Raw genomic sequence first — 14,057 nt, forward strand, 5'->3', positions numbered from 1 at the left:
GCTTTCTTTTGCCTACTTTTCTTTGCGGCGGCAAAGAAAAGTAGGTGCCGCCCCGCACAGGGGCGACGCGTGAACGGGTAAGTCATCACGCGGATGCCGGCGCAAAGTCCAAAACACCGAATGGCGACGCCTGAAGCACGACAAAAAATCGCGGATGCCAGCGCAAACCAAAGCAGACCACCCAGCGCCGCAAGACAAAAAAACTTACATCGGAAACCCAAGCGCCTTAATGGAATTAATCCACCACCTCCGCCATCCACCCCGATCATCCGCCCCATCAAAAGCATTAAAAGTGATCTTGGCAGCGATCCACCGCACAGGCTCTGGCGGAATATACGAAGGCCCCTTCCGCGAGATATCAAGCGAAGTGATCAACGTATCGCGATTCCAGAGCATTTCAAGCCCCATCCTCGCGCCGAACCGGCTCCCGGCAACACCAAACCCGGTATACCCAGCAACGAACACAGTCTTCCCACCGTGATACTTACGCGCAAAAACAGAACCCCGAGAACAGTAATCAATCGGCCCACCCCACGCATGCGTGAACTTCACATCATCCAGCTGCGGGAACGTCCGATAAAAAGCCTCAGCGAGTTTGTAATAAGTCCGCTCATCGCGATCCTGCGCAGGATTGTTATCGCCACCAAAGTGATAACTAACGCGCCCGCCAAAAATGATCCGATTATCCTTCGTGAGACGAAAATAATTGAGCTGCGTACGCGTGTCATACACGCCCTGGCGGTTCTTCCAGCCAATGCGCGCCATCTGCTCTTCCGTCAGCGGACTCGTCGCGATGATGTGATCACGCACCTGCATCACACGCCGGTTGATATCCGTCACGCCAACATTCGCAGTACCCGTGCCGAGCAACACACGCGGCGTATCAATCCGTCCCGCCTGCGTGTACACAATCATCTTCTTGCCAGCGTCTTCAAGACGCGTCAACGGCGAATGCTCATACAGCCGCACGCCGAGTTTCAAGGCAGCCGCCTTGAGCCCCCAAGCAAGCTTCGCCGGATGAATCGTCCCACTACGATTGCGCGACCACATCGCACCTGCAAACAACGGCGAATCCAGTTGCTCTCGAGCCTTCTCACTATCGAGCAATACCACGTCATGCCCATGCGACACATGCAGTTCGAAGTCATTCTGCAAATGGTCGAGGTGCTTCTCGTCGACGGCCACCGTCATCTCGCCATTCCATTCGACATCGGCTTCGATGCCATAACGCACGAGTGATTCCTTGAAGCCGTCGAGGTTCTCCTGGCCCAGACGCTCGAGCACATCGAGATCCTTCGGGAACACACGCGTCGCATTCGGCAGCCCGTGCATCACGGACGTCGAAATAATCCCGCCCGGACGGCCCGACGCACCATACGCAACCTTGCCCGCTTCGATCAGCACGACGTCAAGACGAGGATCGTTCTCCTTCGCCTGAATGGCTGCCCACAAACCCGTAAAGCCGCCGCCGACGATCACGAGATCGGCCGTGGTCGGCCCGATCAACTCGCGTTCGACGGCAGGCGCCGCCGGATTGTCCAGCCAGAACGGAAACAGCTTGACACCCTCGAATGCGCGTTTAACTGAGTCGCTCATCTTCTCACCTGCTCTATTCCAATCTTTGTAAATGATGCCGCCAGCGGCATGCTCTCTTTTATTACGCTGCGTCCTGCGTGTCGAATACTTCTTCGCGCGGCGCCGTCATCCTGTTGCCTCGCATGCCTTCCGCCGTGCGCGGCTCGACCACCTTGATCCGCGCATGCGTGGCCTTGTGGCTGCCGCGCAGCCATCGTCGGCCTTGCGGTCCATACACACCATCCGGCTCAGGGAAGCATTGCAGCAGCGTCACGTACAGCGTGCAAGCCATCGTCAACGCAACAGGCAAGCTGATATCGAGGCCACCCGCAAGCTCGCCGAGCGGGCCGACGAACTGATCCGGCAGATTGACGAAGCACAGGCCCGTCAGCGCGCTCGGAACCCAGGCGCCCATCGCGCGCCAGTTCCAGCCGTGCGTGAACCAGTAGTGGCCGCCGCGTCCGCCGCGATTGAACACCTGCAGATCGTCGGACAGATAGAAGCCGCGGCGCGTCACGTAGCCGATGATCATGATCACCATCCACGGGCAGCTGCATGTATTGATGAGCACCGAGAACGTCGACACGCTTTCCACGAGGTTGAACACGAAGCGCCCGAGAAAGATGAAGCCGATCGCAGCACAGCCGATCAGGAACGTCGCACGCACGCGGTTGAGCAGCTTCGGGAACATGCTCGACATGTCGAGGCCCGTGCCGTACAGCGCCGTCGTACCCGTCGACATGCCGCCGATGATCGCGATCAGGCACACAGGGAGAAAGAACCAGTTCGGCGAGATCGCCAGCAATCCGCCGACGTAGTTGTTCGACGCGATAAAGTCAGGCGCCTTCTGCGCGATGATCGTCGCCGTCGCGAGGCCGAAGAAGAACGGCACGAAGGTGGCAATCTGCGCGACCATCACGGCAAGCATCGTGCGATGCTTCGGCGTGTTCTGCGGAATGTAGCGCGCCCAGTCGCCCATCGTCGATGCAAACGAAACGGGATTGCTCAGCGCGACGAGCACCGCGCTCACGAACGCCGGCCAGAAGCCGACAGCACCCATCGCAAACTTGCCGGCGTAGTGGCTGTCGAACGGACCGGCGAACGCGAAGATGCCCGCGATGAACAGCAAACTCGCCGTCCACACTGCAATCTTGTTGACCCACAGCATGAAGCGAAAGCCGTAGATACACACCGTCAACACGAGCACCGCGAAGACGCCGTACGCGGCGCTCAGCGTAAAGCCGTTCACAGGCAAACCGAGCAGATGATTCGCGCCGCCCACGAGCGCATCGCCCGAGCTCCACACGGCGAGCGAGAAGAACGCGACGGACGTCAGCAGCGCGAGAAACGAGCCAACGATCCGTCCATGAATACCAAAGTGGCCGCCGGACGAAACAGGATCGTTCGTGCCGTTGCGCATGCCAAACAGGCTCATCGGCGCAAGAATGCACGAGCCGACCAGCACGCCGATCACGATCGACGCGACGCCTGCCCAGAACGACAGGCCGAGCAGCACGGGAAAACTGCCGAGCACCGAAGTGGAAAACGTATTGCAGCCTCCGAACAGCAGGCGGAACAGGTCGATGGGCCGCGCATAGCGGGACGCGTCGGGAATGCGTTCGAAACCGAAGGTCTCGACGGTTGTGATACTGCTGTTGTTGCTCTCGGTGGGGCTGCTGCTCATGTCTCCGACTCCTCTGACGGCCAGGGAAATCACGCGGCTCGCTACTGGCTGGTGGCGTCCGCTTTATAACGAATGTCTGGTCGCCACTGTAAAGAGAAACAATTCGGGCAAAAATATCGTCGGCGCAACCTTTACTTCGATATAAGTCGATGTAAGCGGAATTCCTTATCCAGTAAGGCTTCTCAAGCAGATAGCGGCGTCGCTGAAAGTCTCGAAAGCAGCTTGCGACGTGCAAAACGTCGAAAAGAATCGGCAGATTTCAGGTACGGCGGCGCTTCCTCGCGGCCGCAACGGCAGGCATCGGAATCGGCACGCTGCCCTTCGTGCCCTGTTCGATCAGAAAGTCGCGGAACAGGCTCGCGACATGCGGCAGACGCTTATCCGACACATGCATCACGTACCAGTCGCGTTCGATCGGATTGTCGGGTAGCGGCAGCAGCGCCAGCAACCCCGCCTGAAATTCCAGCGAGCACGCGTGCAGCGACAGAAACGAAATGCCGAGCCCCGCTTCCACCAGTTGCTTGATCGCCTCGTTGCTCGACAGCTCGGAACCGATATGAAGCTTGTGACCCGCCTGCCTGAACAGGTTTTCGACCGTCGAGCGCGTGCCGGAGCCGCGCTCGCGCACGAACAGGTTCGCCGATTCCAGATCGCCGAGTGTAAGGCGCTTCTTCTTCATCAGCGCATTCGAAGGTGACGCGACGAACGCCATCGGATGCTTCGCGAACGCGGTAGCGACCGTGCGCAATTCACGCGGCGGGCTGCCCATCACGGCGAGATCGATTTCATGCGTCGCGAGCATACGGATGATGTCCGCGCGATTGCCGACCTTGAATTGCACCTTCACTTGCGGACGCGCTTCCGTAAAGCGCACGAGAAACGGCGGGATCAGGTACTCGGCCGTCGTGATCGCGCCGATGCGAAGCGTGCCGCCCTGTTCGCCGTGCAACGCGGCGAGATCGTCGGCGGCGCCGTTCCACAGGTCGAGAATTTCGAGTGCATAGCGCGCGAGTATTTCGCCCGCTGCCGTCAGTTGCACGCCACGCCCCACGCGCTGCAGGAGCGGCGCGCCCGCAGAGTCTTCCAGCAGGCGGATTTGCAGCGACACGGCGGGCTGCGTCAACCGCAATTCCTCCGCCGCGCCCGACACGCTGCCAAGCTTCGCCACCGTATGAAGCGCCTTCAATTGACGAAACGTCGCCGCCTTTAACATAAGTGAAAACCTATATGTTCTGTACAAACATTAAATTGTGCTGCGGTTTCGCTCAATTCTATACTCGACCTCACTGATGATGTTCACGCATGAATCCGCATTGAAAACGTTTCAGGAGAGTACGCATCATGACCTCGATCGATCGACACACCGCAAGTAGCACACGAACTGCGCCGCACCGAATCGTCGTCGTTGGCGGCGGCGTGGGTGGACTGGGACTCGCAACGCGTCTTGGCGAATCGCTCGGCAAGAGCGGGCACGCGCAAGTCGTCCTCGTCGACCGCTCGCCGACGCACTTCTGGAAGCCGCTGCTGCACGAAGCCGCGTCAGGCCAGATCGATCCCGCCACGCATCAGCTGCAATTCGCGGTGCAGGCGCGGCGTCACGGCTTCGAGTTCGAGCAGGGTGCGCTGCAATCGCTCGATCGCGCACAGCGTCACATCACGATCAGCGCAACGCGTGATGACAACGGCCGCGAAGTGCTCCCCGCGCGTCACATCGCGTTCGATACGCTCGTGCTGGCGCTCGGCAGTGTGACCAACTACTTCGGCGTCAAGGGCGCGGAACAACATGCGCTGCCGCTGGAGTCCGTCACGCACGCGGAATCGTTCCGCCGCAAGTTGCTCGACGCCTGCACGCGGGCGAATCATGTGCGGCGCGTGAGCGGTGCGCAGCAGGTGCAGCCGGTGTCGATCAATATCGTCGGCGCGGGCGCGACCGGCGTCGAGCTTGCAGCGGCGTTGCGCGACAGCATTCGTTTGATGCATCGCTACAGCCTTTTCGCACTCGACCCGGAGCGCGACTTCCGCATCAGGTTGATCGAAGGCACGGAGCGTGTGTTGCCCGCGCTGTCGCAACGTATTTCAGCGCGCGCGCAGCGGATACTCGGCGGTCTCGGCGTCGAAGTGCTCACGACTACACGTGTGACGGAAGTACGCGCGGATGCCGTGCTCACCCACGACGGCCAGCATCTGCCGAGCGACATCGCAATCTGGACCGCGGGCATCGCCGGGCCGCCTGTGTTGCGTGTGCTCGACGGCATCGACGTGAACCGCAATGCGCAAGTGCTCGTGACGCGCACATTGCAAACCACGAAGGATGCGAACGTCTTCGCGCTCGGCGATTGCGCGGCCTGCCCTTCGCACGCGGATGGCTTTCTCGCGCCGCGCGCCCAGGTCGCGCATCAGCAGGCGATGTTCCTGGCACGCGCGCTGAAGTGCCATGTCGGCGGCGAAGCGCTGCCTGAGTTCACGTATCGCGATGCGGGCACGCTGGTCGGGTTCGGCGATGTCGGCACGATCGGCAGCCTGAGCGGCCTGCGCGAGCGGCCTGTGTTCGTCGACGGCTGGCTCGCCACCGTCGTGTACCGGCTGATCTACCGCCGGCACGTGATGACGGTCACCGGCTTCGCGCGCATGGCGCTCGATACGGCGAGCCATTGGCTGCGGCGCCGCGTGCATCCCGTGATCCGGCTGCATTGAGCCGAGGGTCACGTACAGAACAGCAGGCGATCAGTCGAGAAACTCGGCGGACCGCTTGCGCAACGCGGCCCCGAAGTCGTCGAGCCAACCGATCGACAGCCGCCAGCTCTGCCAATACAGATCGACGTCGAGATGCTTGCCCGGCGCCATGTCGATCAGTTCGCCGCTTTCCAGTTGCGCGGCGATCATCCGCTCCGGGCACATGCCCCAACCCATCCCCGTCGCGCACGCGCGCAAGAAACCGGATACGTGCGGAATCCAGTGCGTCGGCGCATCGATTTCGCCACGCGTGATCTTGTGTACGAAGCGCTTTTGCAGCTGATCTTTTGGATTGAAGTCGACGCAGGGCGCGCCGCGCAGCGTGTCGCGACTGATGCCTTCGCTGAAATAGCGCTCATAAAAGGCGGGCGTGCAGACGGCGCGGTAACGCATGCGCCCCAGACGCGTCGAGCGGCAGCCCTGCACCGGCTCCGACTGCGTCGTCACCGCGCCCTGCACGCTGCCGTCGCGAATCCGCTGCGCTGTATGGTCCTGATCGTCGATCACCAGATCGAGCAGCATGCCGCGCTCCGCGCAAAAGTCCGCGACGGCGTCGATAAACCAAGTGCCGACGCTGTCGTCGTTGACCGCGACGCGCAAGGTCGGCCACGGTTCGAGCAGCGCGCCGGGCAACTCAGGCATGCGCCCATTGAGTTCCGCTTCCAGCAATAGCACACGCTCCGTGTGCCTGCACAGCAGCGCGCCCGAGCGGGTCGCCGTGCACGGCTGCCCGCGCTTGACGAGCACGCTGCCGACGCGCTCCTCCAGCAGTTTCACCCGCTGCGACACAGCGGAAGGCGTCACATTCAGCGCCGCAGCCGCGCGGTCGAACGAGCCGTGACGCACGACGGCCGCAAGTGCATCCAGCAAAGCATAGTCGAGCATTAGCGTTCCTTAATCGGCGTTACGGAAATTAGTTTCTCTTATTCTATCGACGACGGCACACTCACGCATCCGATTCATTCTCTCCCATCACACCATCATGAACTGGCTGGCTTTTTCGCATGGCGCCGCGTTGTGCGCCTCGTTGATCGTCACTATCGGCGCGCAAAACGCGTTCGTGCTCCGTCAAGGCATCATGCGCTCGCATATCGGCAAGATCGTGCTGCTGTGCGCGCTGTCGGATATCCTGCTGATCGGCGCGGGTGTCGGTGGCGCGTCAGTGCTCGTCGAGCGCTATCCGACCTTTATCCATGCGCTGCTGTACGTGGGTCTCGCCTATCTCGCGTGGTTCGGCATCAGCGCGCTGGTGCGCGCGGTGCGCCCCGGCCATGCCACCCTCGATACCGATGCGAAAGCCGGCACCGCGCCGCCCGCGCAACGCGCGTTACCCATCGTGCTGATGACGCTCGCGTTCACGTGGCTCAATCCGCACGTGTATCTGGACACTTTTTTGTTGATCGGCACGGCAGGTGCGCGTGAAGCGCAAGGCTCGCGCGCCGCGTTCGCGGTCGGCGCAATGGCCGTCAGCGCGATCTGGTTCGTTGCATTGGGCTATGGAGCGCGCGCGCTTGCGCCGCTGTTCAAGCGCGCCACTGCCTGGCGCGTGCTGGATGGCGCGATCGGCAGCATGGTGTTGCTGCTGGCCGTCACGCAGTTGCGCTGATTCGTTGATGCGCTGATACGCGAACCCGCCGTTCAGCGCGTGAGCGAGACCTTCGTGAGCGGCTCGGCGTCTTTGATGATCGAGTGGCTCATGCCGATGGTCTGCAACCCGCCGTCGGCCACATACGGCACGATGCCGAGCGCGCTGATCTTCTGCACGATCTCACGGCGGCACGCTTCATCTTCCGGCGGGCAATAATCGATCGAAATGACGGGCAGGCTGTAGCACTCGTGTATCTCGCGCGCCCGGGCAAGCAGCCATTCGCGGTCGTTGCCGGGCACTTCGTCGTAACGCTGATTCGCCTGATCCCAGCGGCCGAACAGCGATTCGAACGCGACGGCCGCAACCTGATCGTGTACCTGCGGCAGGATTTCAAAGCCCCGGTTCAGTATCAGCCGCGCTTGCGGATAGCGGGCCTTCAATTCGCGCAACACCGCGCCAATGCCCGCCTGCTGCTGCGTCCGTTCGGCGTCCGTCTTCGCGACGAGTTGATACGAATCCAGCGTATCGAGAAAAAAGCCGCGATAGCCGCGTTCCCACAGCGGCTTGATGATCTGGTCGACGAAAAACGCGGGCCATCCCGAAGCGCTCTGATCGACGACCGTCGACGCCCACGCCGCATTGCTGCCCGCGAACCACGTCTTCGGCATCTTCGCGTAGTACGCGCGCTCTTTCGTCACTTCGCCGACACTCACATACGCGTACCAGTTCGGACAATGCGCCGTATGCGCGCGCGGATCGAAACCGCTGTCGGGTTCGATCACCACGGTATCGAACGGTTCGAAGCGCTCGGCCTGCACGTTCGCGCCGTAGAAGAACGCAACCGCCCCGATCCCCGTCGACGAAGCCCGCTTGCAGGCGGCCAGCGCGGGCCGCACCCACGCAACCGACAGCAACAGGATGACCACCGCCGCGCAAGCGACGACGATCCACGAAACGCCCAGACGGGCGAACGAGCTGGCTGTCATAAACCGTTCAGTTGCGCAGCATGTAAGTTTCGTATTCGAGCTTGCTGAACTTGCGATCCAGGAGTTGCACGGCGGCAGCGACGAGAATCAGCAGCGTCAGCGCGAAGCCATAACCATAATAATCCGGCTGCATGTACAGCGTAATACCCGTCAGGATACCGTTCAACAGCACGAACGCAAGACACAGACGCAACACGGTGCGCCGTGCGTCGAGATAGAAGAACACGTTCAGCAGGCCGAGCAGCAACACCTGCAGGCTCGCGGCGATCACGTCGACCATCATCAGCGGCATATACAGCGACGAAATGCCGAGCGCATCGAGCACCAGATGGCCGAACGCGAGAATCAGCAGCAGCACGACGGCCTGAATCTTCACGATCTCATACAGGCCCGCGCGCACGCTGCCGACCATCATGTCGCGCATGTCGTTGATATGGCGCAGCGTCGCGCCGCTGCGCACGGCGTCGTAGAAGCGGTCGTAGTATTCGACGAAATCCGCTTCGATGCGTACGAGGAACGTCGCCATGCCCGGCATCACGCACACGTAGGCGATGAAAACGGGAATGTCGTAAATGACGGACGCATTCAGCGGCCCGATCACTTTCGACCCCGTGCCCGGTGCGTACCAGAACATGAACTTGTCGAGCCACACGCCGAGGTTGAACAGGAAGCCGACCATCGCGAGGCTCGGATACGCGAAGCGCTTCTGGAACACCTCGAACGAGATGAAGCGCGGGCTGCGATAGTTGCGATAGATGAGCCCCGACAAACCCGCGAGCAGCACGACATGCCCGGCGACGAAGCCGCCAAGCAAACCCGACAAGCCATGCGTATTGAGCATCAACGCGAACGCGACGGTGCAGCCGTAGCCGATCGCGAACACAAAGAGAATCTGCCGGTACTGCTTCACGCTCGACAGAAAGATCACCGCGATCCAGATGTTGCTGACGACGACGAAGCCCGCCACCATCAGCAGCCGGTACATCAGCGGCTCGCCGCGAAACCCGAACGCGACCGCGAGTACGCCGAGCACGCCCGACGCCGCCGTCGAAACCAGCACGACGCCGTTGTAGTTCGACAGCACGAGGTCGTCACGCTTCTCGAAGATCCGGTCGGAAATGAAGCGCGTGAACGACAGTTGCAGCGGCCCCGTGAGGATCAGACTGCACGCGATCAGATAAGTCACCGACACCTGGAACTGCACGATCGCGTACTTCGGTATCACGAACGCGAGACTCATCACGCCGATGATCAGAATGCCGAAGATCGACAGGATCAGCGGACCGGAACTGATCAGCCCCGCATACGCGTAAGCGCGTGCGACGCCGAACAGCGTCTGCCGCTTCAGGATCTTGCGAAGCTCGAAACCAATGCCAGCCATCAGCGCACCCCTTCCGTCTGTGACGACTGTGCCGGCTGTGCCGCTGCAGCCCTGCCCGCATGCATCGGACAGCCGCCGCCCTGCTTGCCTTCAGTGGCTTTGACTTGCGAAGGCGCCGCCATCAAACGCTGATACAGCACACGATATTGATCGATCATCTGCGCCTTCGTATAGAAACGCCGCACGCGCGCCAGTCCCGCCTGTTGCGCTGCAAGCCAGCGCGGCTCGTCGCCGAGCAGATCGAGCACAGCTTGCGCGAACGCAGCGGGATTAGCGATCGGCACCACGCTGCCCGCCGCGCCCAATGCGCGATCCTCGTCGCCGTAGCCTTCGATCAGCTGCCGGCACGAACCCACATCCGTCGTGATCGACGGGATGCCCGCCGCGAAGCCTTCCAGCACGACGAGCGGCAAGGCCTCGCTGATCGACGTCAGCGCGAGCACGTCGACCTTCGGCAGAATTTCGTCGATGCGCTGGAAGCCAAGAAACTTCACGTTGTTCGCAAGACCGAGGCTTTCCGCGAGCGCGCGACATTCCTGCGCGTACGACGGATCTTCTTCTTCAGGTCCGACGATCCACCCTTCGATATCCGGCATCGCGCGCGACGCGATGAAGAGCGCGCGAATGTAGGTCTTGATGTCCTTGATCGGCACCACGCGGCCGATCAGCGCGACCACGTTGCGCGGCCGCACGGCGCGCTTGTCGACGAGCGGCGCGAGACCGTCGACGTCCACGCCGTTCGGAATGTTGCGCGTGCGCGCGGCTTGCGCGCCGTCCGTGATCTGCCGCTGACGGTTCGCTTCGTACAGCGCGACGATATCGTCGGCGGCGTCATAGGCGAGCTTGCCGAGCGCCTCGAAGAAGCGCACCCACAGTTCGCGGAAATAGCTGATCTTCGAGATGTCGCGTTCGAACGCGCCGCGGTTGTCGCGAATCCACTGGCTTTGCAGCAGATCGATCTTGCGCTCTTTCGTATAGATGCCGTGCTCGGACACGAGCAGCGGCCGCCCCGTCCGATAGTGCAGCAAGGCGCCCAGAAAGCCCGCATAACCCGTCGACACCGTGTGATAGACCTTCGCAGGCGGCAATTGCTCGGCGACGCGCGCGAGCTGCCACAGCGGCTTGTGCATGATCCGCACGGTCCAGAAGTAATCGGTGAACGACGGATCCGTGCAATAGCGGTGATACTGATCGACGATAAAGTCCCACGCCGCGCGGCTCGTCAGGAACTGTTCCTCGCTGAGCGGCGCCTTGTCGCCGATCAGTTGCACCATGTCGGCCATCAGCGCGCCGGCATCGACTTCGCCGCCGTTGCGCCAGGCTTCGTGCAGCGCCGCCGATTGCGCGAACGCCTGCGCATCGCCGGGAATTTCGCGCGCCGCCTGATCGTCCGCACCGGACGTCTCGTACAGATAGTGCGCCTCGAAGTGCACGACGTTGTCGGGCAGCGCGTAGGCAGCCGCCTTGTAATCCTCTTCGCGGCTGCCAATGAAAGCAATCGCAAAGCGGATCTCCGGATACGAGCGGAGCATTTCATTGACCCAGCTCGACACGCCGCCGCGCACATACGGGAACGTGCCTTCGAGCAGCAGGCAGACATCGGCGTCCGCAGCGCGGCGCATCAGTGACGGTTTCATGTGGACCAGTAACGCGCAACAGGTTTGAGCATCGGCAGCGTCGCGGCATTGCCAAGCGACGCGAGCAGTTCGGACACGCGCGCATAATCGCCGCGCAGATATTCGACTTCGGCAAGCCACGGCACCAGGCGCTCGCGCGGGAAACCGAGTGATTGCGCGCGGTCCATATGCTGCGCGGCTTCGTCGGCGGCGCCGTTGGTCAGTGCAAGGCGGCCGCGGATCATCCACAGCGCGGCGTCGCTGGCGTCGATCTCGAGCGCCGCGCGCGCATGGCGGTCGGCCTGTTCGAGCGTGTGTCGATAGACGACACCCTGCACGAGGTTTTGATAGATCAGCTCGAAATACAGCTCGGCGAGTTGCCGGTTGATCGCATGACGATCGCCTTCCGACTGCGCCGACTCCAGCGCCTTCCCTGCATGGAAAATGCGCTGCGTCACATCGTTTTCCGCCTGATCCAGCGTGCCGTACGCAATCAGACGCACGTCTTCGACCGGGTCCGCGAGCAGATCGCGCAGCAGCGTGCCCGTCGTGCGGGTTGGCATGCTCTGGATCGCGACGAGCGCCGACAGGCGATCGGCTGCCGCGACCTTCGTGTTCACGAGCCGCGCCTGCAAGCGCGCGCCGCCACCGTGCGAGACACGCGACATCAGATACGTGACGAACTCGGGCGCGGGCACGTCACCCATCTCGTCGTCCGCATGCGAGGCCGGATAGCATGCCGCCCAGATGCAGCTCACCAGCACGACGAGGCCGCCGAGCAGCGGCACGAACGTGCACGCAAGGCCGAGCAGCAGCAAGCTCCATGCGCGCGGCTCGCGATAACGCAGCGGCAGCAGCAGGCGGAACAGGAGCGCCTGCAGCACGCCGCACACGATGTTGAACGCAACGGCGGGCAGCAGCGGATCGTACGCGGTGGGCGTATTCGCGAAGTACACGATGCCCACGCACTGAATGCCGGCGACGATGACGATGCCGAACGCCGCGAGCACGGCGACCAGTGCGGCCACGAACCCGCCGCCGCTGGAGCGGTTTGCAGTGGCCTTATCCATCGAGACCACTACGCAGAAGAAGACGCTTCAATGCCGCGCCCGGCTCGTCGCCGCCCAGATGCAGCGTGTGCACGCCGATGCGCGCGCCTTCGAGGTCGAGATTGAACTGCGCGCGCAGGCTCGATTCGATCCGCGCAAGGTAGCCGTCGACGCCCGTCGCGTCGGTTGCGGGCATCAGGTTCAGCAGCACCGACTGCCCCGCCGATTTCACCGGCCACATCAGGTCGAGCGAACGACGGCGGCGCATCACGTGCTCGAAGAACGAATCGCCGGCATCGTCATGCGGGAACACGAGCGCCACCAGCGACGACGTGATGCCGGCCGAGCGTTCGAGCCGCGTGAGCCGGCTCACGTCGAGTGCGAATTCGTACGGGCAATCGGGCACCGCGTGCTGGATATCGCGCACCTGCTGCGAGTGCTCGACGCCGTCAGCGTAGTAGCCGAGCAGCACGAGCAGCAGTTGCAGATTGTCGAAATTCAGCGACAGGAACGGCATGCGGCGGATAGCGAGCATCGCGAGCATGGTGCCGTCGGCGGAAATCAGCGGCGCGCACACCAGCAGATGCGTGTTCGTCACCGGCCGCTCTTCGCTCTTCAGATGCGCAACGGCACGTGTTTCGAGCGCGCGCTGCACGAGTTCGTCGCGCGGATCGAAGTCGAACGTATCGCCGATATGCGCGAGCGCGTCGCGCCCCACCTTGCCGTCATGCACGGGATACAGCGCAGCCACTTCGATCTGGCAGGCCTGCGCGACGAATTCGAGCAGCTCGCGCGTGCCGGGCATGTCGCCGGAACTGCGCGGCTTCGTGTCGAGACCATGCGCGACGGAAATGCGGCGCAGCTCGGTAATCGAATCACGCAGCGTGGTTGGCTTCGCCAACAGGTCCTTTTCGAGGCGCTCGTGCGACAGGCGCATCAGATAGTGACTGTTCGTGATCGCGACGAGCCGGTCGTTCAGATAGTCGTTGATCGCGTTCGCGCGCTGCGCGCGGCTGCCCCACGTATCGCCGAAGTGGCCCGCGACGATGGTCTGCAGCACGCCGCCCGTGAAGAACAGCGTCGGCCACGCGGCCGTGCTGCCCTGCATCAGCACCTGAGTCAACACTTGGTATGCGCCGATCAGCATCGCGCAGCCGAGCAGGCCGAGCAGCGTGCCGTAACGCAGCGCGACGATCAGCGGCGCGAACCACAGCCACGGAAAGCCCGTGTGCAGCAGGAACGGATCGTTGCGATCGAGCGTATAGGAAACCGCGAAGACCACGCCGATGAACACGACCGTCTCCACGATGGAAAACGGACGCGACACCGCGGGCGCGACGAGGCGCCGCCACGCGCTCAGGTTGCCGAACGGGTTCGATTGGCGCGGTTTCGCCGCGGCACTGGCGGCGCTTTGCGCGGTGACGGTATTCACGGCCGACTCCTCA

At 62.5% G+C, this 14,057-nt stretch carries 11 protein-coding genes; 2 read left to right on the forward strand and 9 right to left on the reverse strand.

Going from position 1 to position 14,057, the window contains the following annotated elements:
* Positions 1 to 204: 204 nt before the first annotated feature.
* From SB822_RS51545 to SB822_RS51555, 3 genes are all read right to left on the reverse strand, one after another.
* Positions 205 to 1,596 carry an NAD(P)/FAD-dependent oxidoreductase gene (locus SB822_RS51545; RefSeq protein ID WP_079486196.1) on the reverse strand — a complete coding sequence of 464 codons (1,392 nt, stop codon included), beginning with the start codon at positions 1,594 to 1,596 and terminating at the stop codon, positions 205 to 207.
* A gap of 61 nt (positions 1,597 to 1,657) precedes the next feature.
* Positions 1,658 to 3,259: a purine-cytosine permease family protein gene (locus tag SB822_RS51550; RefSeq protein ID WP_410858404.1), complete on the reverse strand. Its 1,602-nt coding sequence runs from the start codon at positions 3,257 to 3,259 to the stop codon at positions 1,658 to 1,660.
* 259 nt (positions 3,260 to 3,518) lie between these two features.
* A complete protein-coding gene (locus SB822_RS51555; RefSeq protein WP_410858405.1) occupies positions 3,519 to 4,472 on the reverse strand; it encodes a LysR family transcriptional regulator in 954 nt (317 codons plus the stop codon).
* 128 nt (positions 4,473 to 4,600) lie between these two features.
* Here SB822_RS51555 and SB822_RS51560 point away from each other — a divergent pair, with 128 nt between their 5' ends.
* Complete coding sequence (locus SB822_RS51560; protein ID WP_410858406.1) at positions 4,601 to 5,953, forward strand: NAD(P)/FAD-dependent oxidoreductase; 1,353 nt, start codon at positions 4,601 to 4,603, stop codon at positions 5,951 to 5,953.
* A gap of 30 nt (positions 5,954 to 5,983) precedes the next feature.
* Here the strand turns inward: SB822_RS51560 and SB822_RS51565 are convergent, their stop codons facing one another.
* Positions 5,984 to 6,877, reverse strand: a complete 894-nt coding sequence (locus SB822_RS51565) for a LysR family transcriptional regulator ArgP (RefSeq protein ID WP_007590519.1) — start codon at positions 6,875 to 6,877, stop codon at positions 5,984 to 5,986.
* A gap of 97 nt (positions 6,878 to 6,974) precedes the next feature.
* On the opposite strand from SB822_RS51565, the gene SB822_RS51570 reads away from it, so the two are divergent.
* Entirely contained in the window at positions 6,975 to 7,598 is a 624-nt protein-coding gene (locus tag SB822_RS51570; protein ID WP_007748881.1) for a LysE/ArgO family amino acid transporter, read from the forward strand.
* 32 nt (positions 7,599 to 7,630) lie between these two features.
* Here the strand turns inward: SB822_RS51570 and SB822_RS51575 are convergent, their stop codons facing one another.
* From SB822_RS51575 to SB822_RS51595, 5 genes are read right to left on the reverse strand one after another with little or no spacing between them, the layout of a single operon-like run.
* Positions 7,631 to 8,566: an endo alpha-1,4 polygalactosaminidase gene (locus SB822_RS51575; RefSeq protein ID WP_410858407.1), complete on the reverse strand. Its 936-nt coding sequence runs from the start codon at positions 8,564 to 8,566 to the stop codon at positions 7,631 to 7,633.
* Between the two features lie 7 nt (positions 8,567 to 8,573).
* Positions 8,574 to 9,947, reverse strand: coding sequence for an exopolysaccharide Pel transporter PelG (gene pelG, locus SB822_RS51580; protein ID WP_007590515.1), 1,374 nt, complete (start codon positions 9,945 to 9,947; stop codon positions 8,574 to 8,576).
* Complete coding sequence (gene pelF, locus SB822_RS51585; protein WP_079499204.1) at positions 9,947 to 11,584, reverse strand: GT4 family glycosyltransferase PelF; 1,638 nt, start codon at positions 11,582 to 11,584, stop codon at positions 9,947 to 9,949. Before pelF ends, pelG begins: the two co-directional genes overlap by 1 nt.
* On the reverse strand, positions 11,581 to 12,633 hold the full coding sequence (locus SB822_RS51590) for a tetratricopeptide repeat protein (RefSeq protein ID WP_410858408.1): 1,053 nt from the start codon (positions 12,631 to 12,633) through the stop codon (positions 11,581 to 11,583). Before SB822_RS51590 ends, pelF begins: the two co-directional genes overlap by 4 nt.
* Entirely contained in the window at positions 12,626 to 14,044 is a 1,419-nt protein-coding gene (locus SB822_RS51595; RefSeq protein WP_410858409.1) for a PelD GGDEF domain-containing protein, read from the reverse strand. The genes SB822_RS51590 and SB822_RS51595 overlap by 8 nt, the downstream gene beginning before the upstream one ends.
* Positions 14,045 to 14,057: the final 13 nt, after the last annotated feature.

The organism is Paraburkholderia sp. SIMBA_054, from assembly GCF_046534875.1.
Taxonomy (GTDB): Bacteria; Pseudomonadota; Gammaproteobacteria; order Burkholderiales; family Burkholderiaceae; genus Paraburkholderia; species Paraburkholderia hospita.